Raw genomic sequence first — 20,211 nt, 5'->3', positions numbered from 1 at the left:
GCCGCGCCGACACCGCGCCCGCCCGGCGGCCACCGCCGCCGGTGCCGCGGCGCCGATCCGCTTCGACCGGCGCGCGCAAGCTCAGCGCGCCGCCATGGAGAACGACATGACATCCGTGACACCGGAGTCCACCGGCCCCGCCACGCCCGACGCCCGCGGCCACTACGGCCGCTACGGCGGGCGGTTCAGCCCCGAGGCGCTCATCGCCGCCCTCGACCAGGTCGCCGCCGAGTGGGACAAGGCCCGCAACGACCCCGCCTACCACGCCGAGCTGGACGCGCTGCTGCGCGACTACACCGGCCGCCCCAGCCCGCTCACCGACGCCAGGCGCTTCTCGGAGTACTGCGGCGGCGCCCGGATCCTGCTCAAGCGCGAGGACCTCAACCACACCGGCTCCCACAAGATCAACAACGTGCTGGGCCAGGCCCTGCTCACCAAGCGCATGGGCAAGACCCGCGTCATCGCCGAGACCGGCGCCGGCCAGCACGGCGTGGCCACCGCCACCGCCTGCGCCCTGATGGGCCTGGACTGCGTGATCTACATGGGCGAGGAGGACACCCGCCGCCAGGCGCTCAACGTCGCCCGGATGCGGCTGCTGGGCGCCGAGGTGGTGCCGGTGACCATCGGCTCGCGCACCCTCAAGGACGCCATCAACGAGGCGTTCCGCGACTGGGTGGCCAACGTCGAGCACACGCACTACCTGTTCGGCACCGCCGCCGGGCCGCACCCCTTCCCGGCGCTGGTCCGCGACCTGCACCACGTCATCGGGGCCGAGGCCCGCGCCCAGGTCCTCGAACTCACCGGCCGGCTGCCCGACGCCGTCGCCGCCTGCGTGGGCGGCGGCTCCAACGCCCTGGGCCTGTTCGGCGCGTTCATCCCCGACACCGGGGTCCGCCTCTACGGCTTCGAGGCCGGCGGCGACGGTGTCGACACCGGCCGCCACGCCGCCTCCATCACCGGCGGCGCGCCCGGCGTGTTCCACGGCGCGCGGACCTACGTCCTCCAGGACGAGTTCGGGCAGACCCTCCCCAGCCACTCCATCTCCGCAGGCCTGGACTATCCTGCCGTGGGCCCTGAGCACGCCTGGTTGGCCGACACCGGCCGCGCCGTCTACCGGCCGGTGACCGACTCCGAGGCGATGGAGGCGTTCCAGTTGCTCAGCCGCACCGAAGGCATCATCCCGGCCATCGAGAGCGCGCACGCGCTGGCCGGTGCCCGGACCATCGGCGCCGAGCTCGGACCCGACGCCGTGATCGTGGTGAATCTCTCCGGCCGCGGCGACAAGGACGTCGACACCGCCGCGGCGTACTTCGGACTTGTCGGCGGCGAGGAGGAGGGCGCGTGAGCGGGGTGATCGGCACCGAGCCGGCCGGCCGGAGCGGTGGACAGGGGGCCGCGGACCAGACCGCGCTCCAGGCGGCGCTGGCCGCCGCCAAGGCGCAGGGGCGCGCCGCACTGGTCGGCTACCTGCCGGCCGGGTTCCCCGACGTGGAGTCCTCCATCGCCGTCATCGAGGCGATGGTCGAGGGCGGCTGCGACGTGATCGAGGTGGGCCTGCCCTACTCCGACCCCACCATGGACGGGCCCTCCATCCAGCGGGCCGCCGCCACCGCGCTGGCCGCGGGCACCACCCCGCCCGACGTGCTGCGCGTGGTCGAGGCCGCCGCCGCGACGGGCGCCGCCGCGCTGGTGATGACCTACTGGAACCCCGTCGAGCGCTACGGCGTGGACCGGTTCTGCGCCGACCTCGCCGCGGCCGGGGGATCGGGGGTCATCACGCCCGACCTCATCCCCGAGGAGGCCGACGAGTGGTTCGCCGCCACAGACGCCACCGGGCTGGACCGCATCTTCCTCGTGGCGCCCTCCTCCAGCGACCGCCGGCTCGACCTGACGGCCCGCGCCTCGCGCGGCTTCGTCTACGCGGCGTCGCTGATGGGCGTCACCGGCACCCGGGCCCAGGTCTCGGGCGCGGCCGAGAAGCTGGTGGCCCGCACCCGCGCCGCCGCCCCCGAGGGCCTGCCGGTGTGCGTGGGCCTGGGGATCTCCAACGGCGGGCAGGCCGCCGAGGTGGCCTCCTACGCCGACGGCGTCATCGTGGGCACCGGGTTCTGCGAGCGGGTGCTGGACGCCCCCGACCTGCGCACCGCCACGGTCGCGGTGCGGGCCTTCGCCGCCGAGCTGGCCCAGGGGATCCGGCTGGGGCGCGAGGACTGAGCACGCCCCCATCCGCCTCCGCCCAGGTGGAAACCGGGTTAGACAGGTAAGAATCGGGTGTGAGCCGGCTCCTGCGGGCCCGCCGGAGGGAATCCATCGCCCTTCCCGGCGTTAGATTGCGCAGGAGCCGGCCCCACGCCCGCGGGCGGATTCCAATCGGGCCGACTTCGTGTAGCGGTGGCGCCACATACAGTAGTATCCGCACGGTGCGCTGTTGGCGCCGCCGTACATGACCGTCTCGCCCCCGGGGATCTGCGACCATTGGACACCACACACCAGCCGGCACCCGCCGCATCCGCCCCGGCGCCGGCCCCCGGCCGCTGGGCCGCCGTCCAGCCGTGGGTCACCCTGCTGGCCCGCCTGGCCCTGGCCGGAGTGCTGGGCTACGCCGCCTACACCAAGCTGCCGCCGGCGCTGTCGGTGCAGTCCGTTGAGGCCTACCAGCTCTTCTCGCCCGAACTCGCCCAGCTCATCGGCTACACGCTGCCGCTGTTGGAGTTCGCGCTGGCCCTGCTGCTGGTCATCGGGCTGGCCACCCGCTACGTCGGCGCCGCCACCGGCCTGCTCATGGCGGTGTTCATCGCCGGCATCGTCTCGGCCTGGGCCCGCGGGCTGGCCATCGACTGCGGCTGCTTCGGCACGGGCGGCCAGGTCGCCCCCGGCGAGACCCGGTACGGCCTCGACATCGCGCGCGACCTCGGCTTCATGGCGCTGGCCGGCATCACCATGCTGTGGCCGCGCTCGCCGCTGTCGATGGACCGGCTCTTCGGCCTCTACCGCTGAACCCGGCCCCGCACCCCCCGCGCGACGGGGCGCCGCGCCGTGCCCGCGCGGCGCCGGGCGCACCACTGACCAACCAACGGACCAACGACGAAGCACGGTGATCGGCTGATGGGCAAGGCGGCACGGGAAGCCTCCCGCGAACGACTCAGGCAGGAACGGCAGAAGGCCGAGGTGCGCGCCCGGCGCACCAAGGTCCTCGCCGTGGTGGGCGCCGCGCTGGCCGTGGTGCTCGTGGTGGTCGGCGGCGGCTACCTGGTGCTGTCCCACCAGCGCGCCGAGGAGCAGGAGTTCGCCAACCGCTACGAGAGCCTGCCCGAGCAGCGGGTGCAGCAGGACGGCAGCGTCGTGGTGGCCGAGGATGGCGCCCGGGCGCCCGTGGTCGAGGTCTACGCCGACTACCAGTGCCCGCACTGCAAACAGTTCGAGCTGACCAGCGGACCCACCCTGCAGCGCCTGGCCGCCGAGGGCGAGGCGATCGTGCACTACCGGCCGGTGAGCGTCTTCGCCCAGCAGCCCGCGCCCCTGGGCGCCAACTCCCTGCGCGGCGCGGCCGCCGCGCGCGCCGCCGCCGACTACGGCAAATTCGTGCAGTACAACGACCTGCTGTTCGAGAACCAGCCCGCCGAGGGCGCCGAGGGCTACTCCGCCGAGCAGCTCAAGGAGTGGGGCGCCGAGGCCGGGATCGACGACCCCGCCTTCGCCGAGCGCGTCGACGCCGAGAGCGAGGTCGTCGACACCTTCACCGGCGGCTACCTGGACGACCTCGTCGCCGCCGCCGAGAAGGAGCTGAGCGCCGAGCGCATCCAGGAGATGGGCCTGAGCGGCCTCATCGACTGGGGCCAGGAGAACGGCGTCGACGGATCGTTCCTGGAGGGCACCTACGTCCGCGAGGCCATCGACTCCACATCGGCGGTCGAAGACAGGTACGCTTCCGGGGCGAACGCTTTCGGCGGCACGCCGGCCGTCTACGTCAACGGCACCCTGCTCGGCAACGAGGCTTACTCCGGCAACGGCATCCAGGAGGCGGTGGAGCAGGCCGAGCCCGGCGAGGTCGACACCGAACCGCTCACCGCGGGCGGTTCCGCGGCCGACGCGTCGCCCCAGCCCGACGCCTCACCCTGACCCAAGGACAGATCCGAGCGATGACGATCCCGCTGATCGCCCCCGAGGGCGCGGCCGACACCGGCCGCGCCCTCGCGGCCATCCCCAGCCCCGACGTGAGTTCGATCTCGCTCGGCCCGGTGACCATCCACTTCTACGCGCTGTGCATCCTCGCCGGGGTCGTGGTCGCGGTGTTCTGGGCCGAGCGCCGCTGGAGCGCCATGGGCGGCGAGCGCGGCACCATGATGGACCTCGCCGTGCCCGCGGTGCTCCTCGGCCTCGTCGGCGGGCGGCTCTACCACGTCATCACCGACTACCAGCTCTACTTCGGCCCGGGCCGCGACCCCATCCAGGCGCTGAACATCCGCAGCGGCGGCCTGGGCATCTGGGGCGCGGTCGCCCTGGGCGCCGTGGGCGTGTGGTACGTCGCCCGCCGCCGCGGGCTGTCGATGTCCAAGCTGTCCTTCGCCATCGCGCCCACCATCCCGCTGGCCCAGGCGCTCGGCCGCTGGGGCAACTACTTCAACCAGGAGCTGTTCGGCGCTCCCACCGACCTGCCGTGGGCGGTGCGGGTCTCGCTGGACTACACCTACAACGCCAACGGCGAACCCCGCCCGGGCATGCAGCCGCTGCCCGGCAGCACCACCGAGTACCACACCACCTACCACCCCACCTTCCTCTACGAGTTCCTGTGGTGCCTGGCCCTGGCCGCGCTGCTGGCCTGGCTGGGGCGGCGCTTCGAGGACCGCCTCGGCGGCGGACGGCTCTTCGCGCTGTACATCATGGGCTACTGTGTGGGGCGGTTCTGGATCGAGTACCTGCGTGTCGACCCCGCGCACGAGATCCTCGGCCTCCGGTTGAACAACTGGACCTCGGTGCTGCTGTTCGCCGGCGCGCTGGCCTACTTCTGGTGGGCCGGGCGCCGCATGGACCGGTTCTCCACCCGCGTCGTGCCCGTGGGCCACGACTCCGGCACCCAGGTCTTCGACACCGACCCCGCGTCCTCGGACGACCCCGCCGCCGAGACCACGGCGGTGGACGACCCGGACCGCACCCGTGCCGCGACCGCCGATCCCACCGCCGTGGACGACGGCGCGACCGCCCCCCGGCCCGAGGCCGGGGGCGCTGACGGGGCGCGGTCCTAAGAAGCAGGCACCCGCCACGCACAGCCGGGTCGGCGGCGCGACACCGCGCCGCGCGGCCCGACGGATGGATGAGACCACGTGAGCAGATCCGACTCCACCGGGCGCTCGGGCAGACGCCGCGCGCGCGGACCGGCGCCGGCCCGCGCGCCACGCGACCGCCACGACTCCGCCGACCGCCACGACGACGGCCATGACGACGGCGGCGCGATGGCGCAGGACCGCTCGGGCGGCGCCGAGGGGCGCGGCCCGAGCCGCGCCCGCGCCGCCTCCCGCCGCGGCGGCCGGGCCGCCGCGGCCGAGGCGCGGCGCGCCGCCCAGCCGCCCAAGCGCGGCGGCCGCGCGGCGGCCAAGGGGCGCCGCGGCGCCCCCGCGCCCGAGGAGCAGCCGCCCGCGCCGGCCCCGCGCCGATCCCGGCGCGGCCAGGGCGACGACACCGGCGGGCGGCGCCGGGCCGCCGCCGTGGACCCGGTCTCCCGGTTCTCCGCCTCGGCGCTGCGCCGCGTCAGCGTGCTGGGCGACCGCCCCAACCAGGTCGTGGCCAACCTCGCCGAGCACAGCACGCGCCGGCGCGGCACCGTGGTGCTGGCCACCCTGCTCGCGCTGTGCTGCGTGTCGCTGGTGGCCCTGCTGGGCGTGCTGGCCTACCAGCTGACGTCGGCGCCCGAGTCCGCCGGCGGCGCGGGCTCCACCGCCATCGTCGAGCCGCCCGAGGGGCACTCGACCCTGGTGCCGACCCTCTACCAGGGCGACCCCGAGGGCAGCGAGCGCTTCGCGCCCATCGCCGAGCGCTCCGGCGACGCCAAGCCGATGGCCGAGGACCAGGTGTTCGCCAAGGACACCAAGAAGCTGGAGCTGAACGACTACGAGCTGGTGCGCGGCCAGACCGAGGTCACCGACACCTGCACGGCCATGGTGTGGGGCGACGCGGTCGCCCAGGCGCTGGTCGACGGCGCGTGCGGTTCGGCCGCCGGTGCGGTCTTCCGCGACCCCGACGAGGACTACATCGCCCAGTTCACCCTGTTCGACCTGGACAGCGCGGAGTCCGCGGGCGCGGTCTCGGCCGCCCTGGACCCCCAGGGGGAGTCCACCGAGGCCGGGTTCGTGCTGCCCATGGACACCGAGGTGCGCGGGCTCCAGGAGGGCTACAGCCAGGCCACTACCCAGGTGATGGGCCACTACCTGGCCGTCTACTGGGTGGCGCGCGCCGACGGCGCCCCGCCCGGCGACGACGAGCACCTCTCCACGCTCAACGTGCTGGCGATGGACGCCTCCACGTGGGTCTACCGGCAGGTCCGCGACGCCGAGGAGGGCGAGGGCTCCTGACCCGGGCGGGGACGGGCGCCGCCGCGCTCAGGCTAGGCTGTGCGACAGCGCGGCGGGCCGCCCTCAGCCCCGCCGTCCCACCCTGCACAGGGTTTCCCCGTTTCCCCCGCGACCTGTCCGAGAGGTTCTGGTGTCTTCTTCTGAGTCGTCCGTGCCCGGTTCCCGCGGCCGGAGGAGGAAAACCGACGATGCCGACGCCATCGCGGGTCTGGCCGTGTCGTCTTCCCGACGCAAGGGAGCCCGCCGGCGGCGCAGGGGCGGCGCCCGCGCGGGCGGCAGGCGCAGGACCCGGATGCTGCCGCTGCTGATGGGCGCGCTGGGGGTGGCCGTCGTGGCGCTGGCGGTCGTGCTGGTCCTGCAGTTCGTCTCGGGCGGCTCCGCGCCGGAGAACCCCGTGCCCACGGCCTATGAGACCCACGACACCGGCGACGAGATCCTGGCCACGCGCGAGGTCGACTCCCGGCCGCTCAGCGAGGGCGAGATCTTCGGCGACGCCGAGGAGATCGACAGCTCCAGCCAGAACGTCACCTTCACGCTGGCCGAGTCCGGGCTGACCGAGGACTGCGCGTCGGCGGTGTGGGGCGAGGAGGTCGCGGCCGCGCTGGCCGACGCCGACTGCACCCAGGCCGCCCGCGCCGGCTACACCTCCGGCGACTACCTGGGCGCCGCCGTGATGTTCAACCTGCGCGACCAGGAGGCCGCCCAGGCGGTGGCCACCGCGCTCAAGCCGCCCAAGGACCCCGAGGCCGAGCCCGCGGGCTTCATCACCGTGCCCGGCGCCGACGGCGAGCTGGCCGACCTCGGCGCGGGCTACAGCGCCGCCGAGGCCACCGTCAGCGGCCACTACCTGACCGTCACGTGGGTGCAGGCGACCGACTCCACCGACACCGCCGAGCGCGAGAGCCTGGTGTCGCCGCTGATCGCGCTCAGCGCCTTCCGCGACCCGCTCTACAACCGGGTGGTCCAGTTGGAGACCCTCCAGGAGAGCCAGACCACCACCACGCCCGTGGCCTGATGAGGCCCCGCGTGCTCCGGCGCCGCCGCGCTCGACCGTGCGGCGGCGCCGCCGTGTGCGCCCGCTCGGCGCTCGCACCGGTGCCGCCGGTCAGCCGCCCGTGGGCGCGGAGAACGGGGCGGCGAGGTCTTGGGCCGCCGCGCGCAGGTCGGCGAACCGGTGCTCGGGCAGGTCCAGCGGGGTGTGGCCGCGCAGCCACGGCGCCGCCCGGGCCACGGCCAGCCGCGCCGCGCGCTTGTTGAGCGGGGCGCCCGCGGCCGCGGCGGCGCGCTGCAGCCCCTCGCGCAGGGTGGCGGTCAGCGTGCCGTGCGCCCGCCGCAGGCAGTGGGCCAGCAGCTCCTCGGCGGGCCCGGCCGGGGCGCGCTCGGCGGCGTGCACCAGGGTGAGGCGGGGGCCGGGGACCCCGCGCAGGAACCGGACCGCAAAGCGCGGCGCCAGCAGGTCGGCGAGCGCGCGCTGCCCGGCCTGGTCGCGGACGCGGGGGTCGTGGGAGGGCACCGCGGCGAAGACCTCGGTGCCGGTGGCGGCGAGCACGGCGCGGGGCAGCAGCGCCGCCCAGCCGCCGGTGAGGTTGAGGGCGGCGCGGTCGGCGGCCACCGGCGACTCCAGCCAGGTCTCCAGGCGCACCCGCCGGGGCGCGTCCGCGTGCCCCTCGGCGGGGCCGGCGGGCCAGTCGCCGACGACGGTGTCGGGCGCCGCGCGCTCCAGTGCCGCCCGCGCCTCCGCCTCGCCCCAGGAGCCGGCCGCCTCGGCGGCGTTGGCGCCCCGGCTGTAGACCCGGGCCCGGGCCGGGCCGCCGCGCGGCGCGGCCGGGGTGCGCGAGGTGGGCCGCAGCACGTAGAGGTCGGCGGCGGCGCCGATGGCCTCGGCGCCGAGGTAGCGGTGGAACTCCGGCCACAGCGCCTCGGTGACCAGGCCCAGCCGCGCCAGGCGCTGCTGGACCTTGGCGGCCAGGGCGGGGGTGGTCTCGCTGGCGCCGTAGGCGAGCAGCACCCGGCCGCGCTGGGGCTGGGCCAGGCCTTCCAGGGCGCGGCGCAGGAAGAGTTCGACGCCCTCGGGGGTGTAGGGCGGGTCGGTGAAGGCGAGGTCGCAGGTGCCGCGCACGGCGGCGGGCAGGCCCAGCCGCAGGTCGGCGAAGTGGCAGCGGACGGGCAGGCCCAGGCGGGCGGCGGCGTCGTCGATGTAGGCCAGGATCCGCTCGTCGATGTCGACGACCACGGCCTCCAGGCCCGGGTTGACGAGGGTGGCGGCCAGCGAGGTGAGGTCGTGGTCGCCCACGCACAGCAGCCGCGCGCCGGCCAGGGCGTAGTTCTCGCCCAGGAACGCGGCGCGGCGCAGCGCGGTCCGCGGGGTGGCGGTGACGTGGTCGAGGTCGGTGAGCGGGGGAGGGGCCGCCTCGACCAGGCGCGCGATCTCGGCCGCCGCCGCGGAGGCGGCACCGCCGGCCAGGGCGGGGCCCAGGGGGTCGGGCGCGGCCGGCCGGGCGTAGCGGGCGTAGGCGCGGGGGGAGCGCAGCCGCACACGGCCCCGGGAGTCCCACTCGGCCTCCTCGCCCAGAGCCTCCAGGACGGCCTGGACGACCCGGTGGGCCACGGCGGTGGCGCGCACCAGGTCGCGGGGCGTCCACCACTCGCCCGAGGAGAGCGCGCCGAGGACCCGGTGCGGGCGCGGCGCGGCGACGCCGTGCTCGGCGAGCAGCGCGTCGAGCGGGGAGCGCGGCGGCGCGGGGGGTCCGTCCGCGGGGTCCGCGGCGGGCGCGTGGTGTTGATCACCCTGGTGGGCGGGGTCTTCGGCGGCGCGGTCGGTCACCGGACGATCCTCCCACGGGCCGCGGGGGGCCGTGGCGGGCGTGAAAACGATCACGTCGCCGGTGCGCGGGGGCGGCCGCGGGGCGGTGCGCGGGCCGCGCGGGGCCGGGTTCGGGGGAGGCGCGCGCGGCCCGGCGGCGGCGCGGATCGTGGGCGTGTGCCGGGGGATCGGGAATGGTGCGGGGACGGCCGCCGTTGCACTGCCCGCGCACGTCGAGCGGCCACGGCGCGGTGGCGGGCGCGCGCGTGCGCGGGGCCGGCGGCCGTTCACGCCCGGCGGTATATGTCCGATCTGTGTCGCGCGGGTTACCCTGACTGGTGTGCCGAGGCGGCCCCGGTGACGGAGCGCGACCCACGGCACGGTACGGTTCCCTAGCCGCATTCGCCCCGGTTTGGGGTGTTTGAGGCATGGGGACATGTTTGCGGGGAACGGCCGGATGGAAAGATCACGGCTAGTGCCCCGACGGAGGACCGACGCCGATCCCCTCGGGGGGTGCCGAAGGCGCCGTCCTCGACCACCGCGCTGTGGCGGTGGTTGGTCTAGACCTTGGGTTCCATGCCGGGGCTGGACCGATGTATAACGTAGCTACTCACGAGTGTGGCCACTCACCTGGGAAAACGCCGGTCACCACGACGAGGTGACGCGTGCCGGCACGTCCGGACACCGCGGTACCGGCGCCAGGCGGAGGGCCGTCTTCGCACGCAGCAGGGCCAATGTCGTCCCGGATGCGCTTTATCAAAGCCCAGACGTACGACGACAGGAGGGTAGATGCCTGCTGGCCAGGTGCAGCGTTCGTCCGTCCGACCGAACGCCGAGTCCACTCACGAGGGCCTGTACGACAGCGCCTACGAGCACGACGCCTGCGGCGTCGGCTTTGTCGCCGACCTCTCCGGTCGTCGCAGCCACGACATCGTCCAGCAGGCCCTGACGGTCCTGCGCAACCTCGACCACCGCGGCGCCTCGGGCCACGACCCCGACGACGGCGACGGCGCCGGGATCATCACCCAGGTCCCCGACGCCCTCTACCGCGAGGTCTGCGGGTTCGACCTGCCCGAGGCCGGCGCCTATGCCACCGGTATCGCGTTCCTGCCCACCGACGCCGCCGAGCGCGCCCGCGCGGTGGCCGGCATCGAGGCCATCGCGGCCGAGGAGGGCCTGGCCGTCCTGGGCTGGCGCGACCTGCCGTTCGAGTCGCGGTTCTGCGGCCCGGCGGCCCGCGAGGTCATGCCGTTCTTCGGCCAGGTGTTCCTGGCCGGCGCGCCGGGGTCGCCGGCCGAGGGCCTGACCGGCATCGACCTGGAGCGCTACGCCTACTGCGTGCGCAAGCGCGCCGAGCACGAGCAGGGCGTGTACTTCCCGAGCCTGTCCCCGCGCACCATCACCTACAAGGGCATGCTCACCACGCCCCAGCTGGAGCCGTTCTTCCCCGACCTGTCCGACCGCCGCTACACCAGCGGCCTGGCGCTGGTCCACTCGCGGTTCTCGACCAACACCTTCCCGTCCTGGCCGCTGGCCCACCCCTTCCGGTTCATCGCCCACAACGGCGAGATCAACACGGTCAAGGGCAACCGCAACATGATGCGGGCCCGCGAGGCCACCCTGGCCAGCGACCTGCTGCCCGGCGACCTGTCGCGGATCTTCCCGATCATCGACCCCGAGGACTCCGACACCGCGTCCTTCGACGCCGCCCTGGAGCTGCTGCACCTGGGCGGGCGCTCGCTGCCGCACGCGGTGCTGATGATGATCCCCGAGCCGTGGGAGAACCACACCGAGATGGACCCGGCGGTGCGGGCCTTCTACGAGTTCCACTCCATGCTCATGGAGCCCTGGGACGGCCCCGCCTCGGTCTCCTTCACCGACGGCACCCTCGTGGGCGCGGTCCTGGACCGCAACGGCCTGCGCCCGGGCCGCTACTGGGTGACCGACGACGGCCTGGTCGTGCTGGCCAGCGAGGCCGGCGTGCTGGACATCGACCCCGCCCGGGTCGTGCGCAAGGGACGCCTGCAGCCCGGCCGCATCTTCGTGGTCGACACCGAGCAGGGCCGCATCATCGAGGACGAGGAGATCAAGGCCCAGCTCGCCGCCGAGCACCCCTACGCCGAGTGGCTGGAGCGCGGCGTCGTGCGCCTGGGCGACCTCGCCCCCGGCGAGCCCGCGCCGCTGACCGACCTCGTGCACCACCAGCAGGTCTTCGGCTACACCGAGGAGGAGCTGCGGGTCATCCTCACCCCGATGGCCCGCACCGGCGCCGAGCCGATCGGCTCGATGGGCACCGACACCCCCGTCGCTGCCCTCTCCGCCAAGCCGCGCCAGCTCTTCGACTACTTCTCGCAGGGCTTCGCGCAGGTCACCAACCCGCCGCTGGACGCCATCCGCGAAGAGCTGGTCACCAGCCTGCAGACCGCGCTGGGCGCCGAGGAGAACGTCCTGTCGCCCGACCCCGAGGACTGCCGGCGGATCGTGCTGCCCACGCCCGTGCTGGACGAGTCCGAGCTGGCCGCCGTGGTCGGCGCCGGCTCGCCCGAGGGCGACCCCGCCTTCCGCGCCTTCACCGTCAACGGCACCTACGAGGTCGCCGGCGGCGGCGCGGCGCTGGCGGCCCGCCTGGACGAGATCTGCGCCGAGGTGTCGGCCGCCATCGCCGAGGGCGCCCACATCATCGTCCTCAGCGACCGCGGCGCCGACGCCCGCCGGGCGCCCATCCCCTCGCTGCTGCTCACCGGCGCGGTGCACCACCACCTCGTGCGCGAGAAGAGCCGCACCGAGGTCGGCCTGGTGGTCGAGGCCGGCGACGTCCGCGAGTGCCACCACGTGGCCCTGCTGCTGGGCTACGGCGCCTCGGCCGTGTGCCCATACGTCACCCTGGCCACCGTGCGCGACCTGGTGGGCCGCGGCGTGATCGGCGGCGTCGACGCCCACACCGCGGTGCGCAACACCGTGAAGGCGCTCGGCAAGGGCGTGCTCAAGATCATGTCCAAGATCGGCGTCTCCACGGTCAGCTCCTACACCGGCGCGCAGATCTTCGAGGCCCTGGGCCTGGGCGGCGAGGTCGTCGACCGCTGCTTCACCGGCACCCCCTCGCCGCTGGGCGGGGTGGGCTTCGACGTCCTCGCCGCGGAGGTCGCAGCCCGCCACGGCGCCGCCTACGCCGCCAACCCGGCCGGCCACCGCCGGCTGGCCGTGGGCGGCGAGTACCAGTGGCGCCGCGAGGGCGAGCCGCACCTGTTCAACCCCGAGACGGTCTTCAAGCTGCAGCACGCCACGCGCACGCGCCGCTACGAGATCTTCAAGGAGTACACCGCCAAGATCGACGACCAGGCGCAGAACCTCATGACCCTGCGCGGGCTGTTCCGGCTCAAGGAGGGCGTGCGCGAGCCGGTGCCGATCGAGGAGGTCGAGCCGGTCTCCGAGATCGTCAAGCGGTTCTCCACCGGCGCCATGTCCTACGGGTCGATCTCGGCCGAGGCCCACGAGACCCTGGCCATCGCCATGAACCGGCTGGGCGGCAAGTCCAACACCGGCGAGGGCGGCGAGGACCCGGCGCGCTTCACCGCCGACGACAACGGCGACCTGCGGCGCAGCGCCATCAAGCAGGTGGCCTCGGGCCGCTTCGGCGTGACCTCGCACTACCTCACCAACGCCGACGACATCCAGATCAAGATGGCCCAGGGCGCCAAGCCCGGCGAGGGCGGCCAGCTGCCGGGCCACAAGGTCTACCCGTGGATCGCCGACACCCGGCACTCCACGCCCGGGGTGGGCCTGATCTCGCCGCCGCCCCACCACGACATCTACTCCATCGAGGACCTGGCCCAGCTCATCCACGACCTGAAGAACGCCAACCCGCGGGCGCGGGTGCACGTGAAGCTGGTCTCGGAGGCCGGGGTGGGCACCGTGGCCGCGGGCGTGTCCAAGGCCCACGCCGACGTCGTGCTGATCTCCGGCCACGACGGCGGCACCGGCGCCTCGCCGCTGACCTCGCTCAAGCACGCCGGCACCCCCTGGGAGCTGGGCCTGGCCGAGACCCAGCAGACCCTGCTGCGCAACGGCCTGCGCGACCGCATCGTGGTGCAGGCCGACGGGCAGATGAAGACCGGGCGCGACGTCATCGTCGCGGCGCTGCTGGGCGCCGAGGAGTTCGGCTTCGCGACCGCGCCGCTGGTGGTCTCGGGCTGCGTCATGATGCGGGTCTGCCACCTGGACACCTGCCCGGTGGGCGTGGCCACGCAAAACCCCGAGCTGCGCAAGCGCTACACGGGCAAGGCGGAGTTCGTGGTGAACTTCTTCGAGTTCGTGGCCCAGGAGGTGCGCGAGTACCTGGCCGCGCTGGGCTTCCGCACCCTGGAGGAGGCCATCGGCGCCGTCGACCTGCTCGACACCACCGAGGCCGTCGACCACTGGAAGGCCGCGGGCCTGGACCTGGGCCCGATCCTGCACGAGGTGGAGCCGTGGGCCGGCGACCACCGCCGCCAGGTGCGGGCCCAGGACCACGGGCTGGAGAAGGCGCTGGACAACACGCTGATCCAGCTGGCCGAGGGCGCGCTGGAGTTCGGCGAGCCGCTGCGGCTGGACCTGCCGGTGCGCAACGTCAACCGCACCGTGGGCACCATGCTGGGCCACGAGGTCACCAAGCGCCACGGCGCGGCGGGCCTGCCCGACGACACCATCGACATCACGTTCACCGGGTCGGCCGGGCAGTCCTTCGGCGCCTTCGTGCCCCGCGGGATCACCCTGCGGCTCGTGGGCGACGCCAACGACTACGTGGGCAAGGGCCTCTCGGGCGGCCGGATCGCCATCCGCCCGCCCGAGGGGGTCCAGTTCACCCCCGAGGACCACATCATCGCGGGCAACGTCATCGGCTACGGCGCCACCTCCGGCGAGATCTTCCTGCGGGGCGTGGTGGGCGAGCGGTTCTGCGTGCGCAACTCCGGCGCGCTGGCCGTGGCCGAGGGCGTGGGCGACCACGGCTGCGAGTACATGACCGGCGGGCGCGCCGTCGTCCTGGGCCCCACCGGGCGCAACTTCGCGGCGGGCATGTCGGGCGGCATCGCCTACGTGCTCGACCTGGACACCCGCCGGGTCAACGGCGAGATGGTCGACATCGACCCGCTGGAGGAGGCCGACCGCGCGTTCCTGCACGACGTCCTCACCCGCCACCACGAGGCCACCGGGTCCGGCGTGGCCGCGGCGCTGCTGGCCGACTTCGACACCGCCGTCGAGCGCTTCGGCAAGGTCATGCCGCGCGACTACAAGCGGGTCCTGGCCGCACGGGAAGAGGCGGAGCGCGCGGGCCGCGACGTCGGCGAGGCCATCATGGCCGCCGCGCAGTCCTGAGAGCCGGCCGCCACAGAAAGGAGGGAGAAACCGACCATGGCTGACCCGAAGGGTTTCCTCAAGATCACCGAGCGGGAGCTGCCCGCCCACCGCCCCGTCGACGTCCGCATCCAGGACTGGCGCGAGGTCTACGCCGACTTCGACCGCGGCACCGTCGTCAGGCAGGCGTCGCGCTGCATGGACTGCGGCATCCCGTTCTGCCACAACGGCTGCCCGCTGGGCAACCTCATCCCCGAGTGGAACGACCTCGTCTACCGGCACGACTGGGGCGAGGCCATCGAGCGGCTGCACGCCACCAACAACTTCCCGGAGTTCACCGGGCGGCTGTGCCCGGCCCCGTGCGAGTCGGCGTGCGTGCTGGGCATCAACCAGCCCGCCGTGACCATCAAGAACGTCGAGGTCTCCATCATCGACCGCGCCTGGGAGGAGGGCTGGGTCCGGCCCCAGCCGCCCGCGGTGCGCACCGGCCGCAAGGTCGCCGTGGTGGGCTCGGGGCCGGCCGGCCTGGCCGCCGCCCAGCAGCTCACCCGCGCCGGGCACGAGGTCACCGTCTACGAGCGGGCCGACCGGATCGGAGGGCTGCTGCGCTACGGCATCCCCGAGTTCAAGATGGAGAAGCGGCACATCGACCGCCGCCTGGGCCAGATGGCCGCCGAGGGCACGGTGTTCCGCACCGGCGTCAACGTCGGCGTGGACATCAGCGTGGCCGAGCTGCGCGCCCGCCACGACGCCGTGCTGCTGGCCGGCGGCGCCACCGCCTGGCGCGACCTGCCCGTGCCCGGGCGCGAGCTGGACGGTGTGCACCAGGCCATGGAGTACCTGCCCCAGGCCAACCGGGTGCAGCAGGGCGACATCGAGGTCCCCGCCATCAACGCCGAGGGCAAGCACGTCATCGTCATCGGCGGCGGCGACACCGGCGCCGACTGCGTGGGCACCGCCCACCGCCAGGGCGCGGCCTCGGTCACCCAGCTGGAGATCATGCCCAAGCCGCCCGCCGAGCGGCCCGCCCACCAGCCCTGGCCGACCATGCCGATGGTCTACAAGGTCACCAGCGCCCACGAGGAGGGCGGCAAGCGGCTGTACTCGGTCAACACCCTGGAGTTCCTGGGCGACGACCAGGGCCGGGTGCGCGCGCTCAAGCTGGTCGACGTCACGCGCACCGACAAGGGCTTCGAGCCGGTGCCCGGGACCGAGCGCGAGATCCCGGCCGGCCTGGTCACGCTGGCCATGGGCTTCGTCGGCCCGCAGAAGGCCGGGATGATCGAGGACCTGGGGGTGGAGCTGGACGGGCGCGGCAACGTCGTGCGCGACCGCGACTACGCCACCACCGTCGAGGGCGTGTTCTGCGCCGGCGACATGGGCCGCGGCCAGTCGCTGATCGTGTGGGCCATCGCCGAGGGCCGCGCCGCGGCCGCCGGGGTGGACCGCTACCTCAGCGGGTCCACCAGCCTGCCGACCGGGATCGCCCCCACCGAGCGGCCCCTGGTCTAGGCGGTGGGCCGGCGGCGCGGGCGGGACCCGCCCGCGCCGCCGGCCCCGCCGAGCGGCCCGGCGGCGCGGTCGAGCCGGGCACGCGAGGCGCCGCGGCGGCCCGCATCCCCGGCCGCGCCGGACGTTCCGGCCGTGCGCGCCGGGGGTATTTCCCTTGCATGGTCTATCGCTTCATCGGCGAGGCGGCCATGCTGGTGCACTTCGGCTTCCTCGCCTACGTCGCGCTCGGCGGGTTCCTCGCCTGGCGCTGGCCGCACGCGTTCTGGCCCCACCTGGTGGTGGCCGCCTACGCCGTCGGCCTGCTCGAAGTCGGATGGACCTGCCCGCTCACCGTGGTCGAGGACTGGGCGCGCCGGCGCGCCGGCCAGGAGGGCCTGCCGCCCGAGGGGTTCATCGACCACTACCTCACCGGGGTGGTCTACCCCGAGGAGCACCTGGGCCTCGTGCAGTTCGGCATGGGCGTGTGCGTGGCGGTCTCCTGGATCGGCCTGCTGGTGCTGCGCCGCCAGGGCGGCCGCCGGGTTCGTGGGGACGGCGCCGAACAGCCGCGTTAAGGATCCGTTCATGTTTTTTCCGGCAAATTCCGCGTAACGGGCGTAAGACAGCGCCATAAAACGGCAAAACCGGGCATTAAGGTCATTGCGGCTGCGGTGCTGGTCGGGGGCACAGGCGTACATTCGGGACCATGAGCAAGGTGACCTCGGAAGCCCTCCGCTCCGCGGAGCACTTCATCTGGCGCAACGCCCGGCTGATCGACCGACACCGGTTCGCGTTTCACTTCCGAAGCGGGCCCGCAGGCCCGGTCCGCTCCGCTCTGGAGTCCTACCGCAACGTCGACGGCGGCTACGGCAACGGACTCGAACCCGATCTGCGCGGCCACGGCAGCCAGCCGCTCGCCGCCGCGACGGCACTGGGCTACCTCGACGAACTCGGGCCCGTCCCCAGGGACGTCGGCGCGGGCCTGTGCCGCTACCTGACCAGCGTCACCCACGCCAACGGCGGAGTGCCCTGCGTCCTGCCCTCAGCCCGACACACCGAGGCCGCGCCGTGGTGGCGCGAGGCCGCCGACCACAGCGGCGCCCTCTACCCCACGGCGACCATCGTCGGCCTCCTGCACCGCCACCACCTCTGCCACGCCTGGCGCGACCGCGCCACCGCCTTCTGCTGGACCCGCATCGGCGCCCTGCACTGGACCGAGCCCGACCAGGCCATCGCCGTGTGCACCTTCCTCCAGCACGTCCCCGACCGGCCGCGCGCCGAGGCGGAGTTCACCCGGCTGGCCTCGGCCATCCGCGCGGGGCTCGCCCTCGACCCCGCCGCCACCGGGCACGTGCACAAGCCGCTGGACATCGCCCCGCGGCCCGACCACATCGCCCGCCGGCTGTTCAGCGACGACGAGATCGCCGCCCACCTCGACGCGCTCGTCGCCGACCAGCGCCCCGACGGCGGCTGGGACGTCCCCTGGCCCACCTGGGCCGAGGCCGCCCGCAGCGAGTGGCGCGGCATCATCACCGTCCACCGGCTGCTCACCCTGCGCGCCTACGGGCGCATCGCCGAGGAGGTGCCCGCGCCCCTGCGCGTCGGCTGACCTCCTGGCCCACGCCGCCCTTCGACCCGCGGCCGGCCCCTTGTGGCCGGCCGCACGCGTAAGCGCCCGCCCGCGTGGGCAGGGGCAAAGGTGCGGGCGCGCGGAGCCCGGGGCGCACACCGGTGCGCCGCCGGCGGGTCCGGGCGCCCGAGCGCACAGCCGAATCCGCCGTACGTACGAAGGAGGACGCCCACCATGCCTTCCGACCTCGCCGGCGCCGCCGTCGCCTTCCTCGTGGCCCCCGAGGGCACCGAGCAGATCGAGCTGACCGACCCCTGGGAGGCCGTGGAGAAGGCCGGCGGCACCCCGCGGCTGGTGTCCACCTCGCCGGGGGAGATCCAGGCGTTCAACCACCTCGACAAGGCCGACACCTTCACCGTCGACGCCACCGTCGAGGAGGTCGGCGCGGCCGACTTCACCGGCCTGGTGCTGCCCGGCGGCGTGGCCAACCCCGACTTCCTGCGCACCGTGCCGCGCGCCGTGGAGTTCGTCAAGGAGTTCTTCGACACCGGCAAGCCGGTGGCCGCCATCTGCCACGCGCCCTGGACGCTGATCGAGGCGCGCGCCGTGGACGGGCGCCGGCTCACCTCCTACCCCAGCCTCGCCACCGACGTCCGCAACGCCGGCGGCGAGTGGGTCGACGAGGAGGTCGTCACCTGCGCGATGGGCCCCAACACGCTCGTCACCAGCCGCAAGCCCGACGATCTGCCGGCCTTCGACCGGGCTTTGCTCGACGCGTTCGCCAAGTAGCGACCTGGCGTACGCCCAGTCGCAACCTGGTTTAGACCACTGCACCAGCGAGACGCTTTAGAGTGTTAGGCGTGACACGTCGAGCAAAGATCGTCGCGACCCTCGGTCCCGCGACGTCGAGCCCCGAGACCATCCGGGCGCTCGTCGACGCGGGACTTGACGTGGCGCGACTCAACCTCAGCCATGGAACGCACGAGGACCACCACACCAGCTATACCAACGTCCGGGCGGCCGCCGAGGCTACCGGACGCAGCGTGGGCATCCTCGCCGACCTCCAGGGGCCGAAGATCCGCCTGGGCACCTTCCCCGACGGCCCCGTCGAACTCGTCGCGGGCGACGAGTTCACGGTGACCGTCGAGGACGTCCCCGGCGACCGGCACCAGGTCTCCACCACCTACAAGGGCCTGCCCGGCGACGTCCGCCCCGGCGACCGCGTCCTCATCGACGACGGCCGGGTCGTACTGGAGTGCGTCAAGACCACCAGCACCGAGGTCCAGACCCGCGTGCTGATCGGCGGCCAGGTCTCCAACCACAAGGGGCTCAACCTGCCCGGCGTGGCCGTCAGCGTCCCGGCCCTCACCGAGAAGGACGAGGCCGACCTGCGCTGGGCACTGGAGGAGGGCGTCGACATGGTCGCGCTGTCCTTCGTGCGCAGCCCCTCCGACGCCGAGGACGTCCACCAGATCATGGACGAGGTCGGGGTCCGGGTCCCGCTCATCGCCAAGATCGAGAAGCCGCAGGCCGTCGAGCGCCTCCAGGACATCATCGAGGTCTTCGACGGCGTCATGGTCGCCCGCGGCGACCTCGGCGTCGAACTGCCCCTGGAGAACGTCCCGATGGTGCAGAAGCGCGCCATCGAGCGCTGCCGCGACAAGGCCAAGCCGGTCATCGTCGCCACGCAGATGCTGGAGTCCATGATCAGCGCGCCGCGGCCCACCCGCGCCGAGGCGTCCGACGTCGCCAACGCCGTCCTCGACGGCGCCGACGCGGTCATGCTCTCCGGCGAGACCAGCGTGGGGCGCTACCCGATCGAGACCGTCGAGACCATGGCCCGCATCGTCGCGGCGGCCGAGCAGGAGTCCCTGCGCGCCTCGCACATCCTCAACCGGGTCCCCGAGACCACGGGAGGGGCCATCGCCCGCGCCGCCGCCGAGGTCGGAGCCACCGTCGGCGCCAAGGCCCTGGTCGCCTTCACCATGTCCGGCGAGACCGCGCGCCGCCTGGCCCGCTACCGCTCGCCCATCCCGCTGATGGCCTTCACCACCAGCGGTGCCACGCGCGCGCAGCTGTCGCTCACCTGGGGCGTCGAGACCCACTGCGTGCCCTGGGTCGACCACACCGACGAGATGGTGCGCCAGGTCGAGAGCGAACTGCTCGACATGGGCGTCTACCAGAAGGGCGACAAGATCGTCATCGTCGCCGGCAGCCCGCCCGGAACCCCTGGTTCCACCAACTTCCTGCGGGTCCACCGCATCGGCGACGCGATCGCCCACGGCAAGTAGCCGGCGCATCCGCCGGCGGCCGGCCCGAGCGGCCGGCCCCACCGCGCCGCCGCGGCCGGCCGAGCAGGCCCGGCCCACCACACGGCGGGCGCGCTCACCACGGCCCCTGCCCCGGGGAGGCGGTCACCGCTTCACCGGGGAGGGCCGACGGGGAGCCCG

The 20,211-nt window shown here is 74.1% G+C and carries 14 protein-coding genes; 13 read left to right on the top strand and 1 reads right to left on the bottom strand.

All coding sequences use genetic code 11. The features are described from left to right. The first annotated feature begins 106 nt into the window (after positions 1–106). The 7 genes from trpB (at position 107) to HNR12_RS05185 (ending at position 7,581) form a co-directional block, all read left to right on the top strand. Positions 107–1,345 carry a tryptophan synthase subunit beta gene (gene trpB, locus HNR12_RS05215; RefSeq protein WP_179766426.1) on the top strand — a complete coding sequence of 413 codons (1,239 nt, stop codon included), beginning with the start codon at positions 107–109 and terminating at the stop codon, positions 1,343–1,345. Between the two features lie 5 nt (positions 1,346–1,350). After that, positions 1,351–2,214: a tryptophan synthase subunit alpha gene (gene trpA, locus HNR12_RS05210; RefSeq protein ID WP_308118869.1), complete on the top strand. Its 864-nt coding sequence runs from the start codon at positions 1,351–1,353 to the stop codon at positions 2,212–2,214. Positions 2,215–2,475: 261 nt separating this feature from the next. After that, complete coding sequence (locus tag HNR12_RS05205; protein ID WP_179766425.1) at positions 2,476–2,997, top strand: MauE/DoxX family redox-associated membrane protein; 522 nt, start codon at positions 2,476–2,478, stop codon at positions 2,995–2,997. Between the two features lie 108 nt (positions 2,998–3,105). Beyond that, a complete protein-coding gene (locus HNR12_RS05200; RefSeq protein WP_179766424.1) occupies positions 3,106–4,119 on the top strand; it encodes a DsbA family protein in 1,014 nt (337 codons plus the stop codon). A gap of 20 nt (positions 4,120–4,139) precedes the next feature. Further along, positions 4,140–5,243, top strand: a complete 1,104-nt coding sequence (gene lgt / locus HNR12_RS05195) for a prolipoprotein diacylglyceryl transferase (protein WP_179766423.1) — start codon at positions 4,140–4,142, stop codon at positions 5,241–5,243. Between the two features lie 78 nt (positions 5,244–5,321). Beyond that, on the top strand, positions 5,322–6,566 hold the full coding sequence (locus HNR12_RS05190) for a hypothetical protein (protein ID WP_179766422.1): 1,245 nt from the start codon (positions 5,322–5,324) through the stop codon (positions 6,564–6,566). Between the two features lie 292 nt (positions 6,567–6,858). Further along, complete coding sequence (locus HNR12_RS05185) at positions 6,859–7,581, top strand: hypothetical protein (RefSeq protein WP_179766421.1); 723 nt, start codon at positions 6,859–6,861, stop codon at positions 7,579–7,581. A 90-nt stretch (positions 7,582–7,671) separates the two neighbouring features. On the opposite strand, the gene HNR12_RS05180 is transcribed toward HNR12_RS05185, so the two are convergent. Continuing rightward, on the bottom strand, positions 7,672–9,390 hold the full coding sequence (locus HNR12_RS05180; RefSeq protein ID WP_308118913.1) for a bis-aminopropyl spermidine synthase family protein: 1,719 nt from the start codon (positions 9,388–9,390) through the stop codon (positions 7,672–7,674). 768 nt (positions 9,391–10,158) lie between these two features. Between HNR12_RS05180 and gltB the strand changes: the two genes are divergently transcribed. The 6 genes from gltB to pyk all read left to right on the top strand — a co-directional run bounded on the left by gltB (position 10,159) and on the right by pyk (position 20,052). Beyond that, positions 10,159–14,721, top strand: coding sequence for a glutamate synthase large subunit (gene gltB / locus HNR12_RS05175; protein WP_179766419.1), 4,563 nt, complete (start codon positions 10,159–10,161; stop codon positions 14,719–14,721). Between the two features lie 36 nt (positions 14,722–14,757). Then, complete coding sequence (locus HNR12_RS05170; RefSeq protein ID WP_179766418.1) at positions 14,758–16,212, top strand: glutamate synthase subunit beta; 1,455 nt, start codon at positions 14,758–14,760, stop codon at positions 16,210–16,212. Between the two features lie 158 nt (positions 16,213–16,370). Beyond that, a complete protein-coding gene (locus HNR12_RS05165; RefSeq protein ID WP_179766417.1) occupies positions 16,371–16,766 on the top strand; it encodes a DUF2784 domain-containing protein in 396 nt (131 codons plus the stop codon). Positions 16,767–16,897: 131 nt separating this feature from the next. Then, complete coding sequence (locus HNR12_RS05160; protein WP_179766416.1) at positions 16,898–17,800, top strand: prenyltransferase; 903 nt, start codon at positions 16,898–16,900, stop codon at positions 17,798–17,800. 195 nt (positions 17,801–17,995) lie between these two features. Continuing rightward, positions 17,996–18,550, top strand: coding sequence for a type 1 glutamine amidotransferase domain-containing protein (locus HNR12_RS05155; protein ID WP_179766415.1), 555 nt, complete (start codon positions 17,996–17,998; stop codon positions 18,548–18,550). 71 nt (positions 18,551–18,621) lie between these two features. Further along, the gene (gene pyk, locus HNR12_RS05150) at positions 18,622–20,052 is read left to right on the top strand and encodes a pyruvate kinase (protein ID WP_179766414.1); all 1,431 of its coding nucleotides are present in this window, start codon (positions 18,622–18,624) and stop codon (positions 20,050–20,052) included. Positions 20,053–20,211 lie beyond the last annotated feature (159 nt).

Origin of the sequence: Streptomonospora nanhaiensis (assembly GCF_013410565.1) — a bacterium.
Classification (GTDB): domain Bacteria; phylum Actinomycetota; class Actinomycetes; order Streptosporangiales; family Streptosporangiaceae; genus Streptomonospora; species Streptomonospora nanhaiensis.
The sequence above is the reverse complement of the archived record's forward strand: the minus strand, read 5'-3'. Positions and strand labels throughout refer to the sequence as shown.

What these genes read in the sequence shown, in the direction of transcription:
- HNR12_RS05200 (WP_179766424.1), top strand. Translation starts at nt 3,106, where the DNA reads ATGGGCAAGGCGGCACGGGAAGCCTCCCGCGAACGACTCAGGCAGGAA.
- HNR12_RS05170 (WP_179766418.1), top strand. Translation starts at nt 14,758, where the DNA reads ATGGCTGACCCGAAGGGTTTCCTCAAGATCACCGAGCGGGAGCTGCCC.
- HNR12_RS05165 (WP_179766417.1), top strand. Translation starts at nt 16,371, where the DNA reads ATGGTCTATCGCTTCATCGGCGAGGCGGCCATGCTGGTGCACTTCGGC.
- trpB (WP_179766426.1), top strand. Translation starts at nt 107, where the DNA reads ATGACATCCGTGACACCGGAGTCCACCGGCCCCGCCACGCCCGACGCC.
- HNR12_RS05185 (WP_179766421.1), top strand. Translation starts at nt 6,859, where the DNA reads ATGCTGCCGCTGCTGATGGGCGCGCTGGGGGTGGCCGTCGTGGCGCTG.
- HNR12_RS05155 (WP_179766415.1), top strand. Translation starts at nt 17,996, where the DNA reads ATGCCTTCCGACCTCGCCGGCGCCGCCGTCGCCTTCCTCGTGGCCCCC.
- lgt (WP_179766423.1), top strand. Translation starts at nt 4,140, where the DNA reads ATGACGATCCCGCTGATCGCCCCCGAGGGCGCGGCCGACACCGGCCGC.
- HNR12_RS05160 (WP_179766416.1), top strand. Translation starts at nt 16,898, where the DNA reads ATGAGCAAGGTGACCTCGGAAGCCCTCCGCTCCGCGGAGCACTTCATC.
- gltB (WP_179766419.1), top strand. Translation starts at nt 10,159, where the DNA reads ATGCCTGCTGGCCAGGTGCAGCGTTCGTCCGTCCGACCGAACGCCGAG.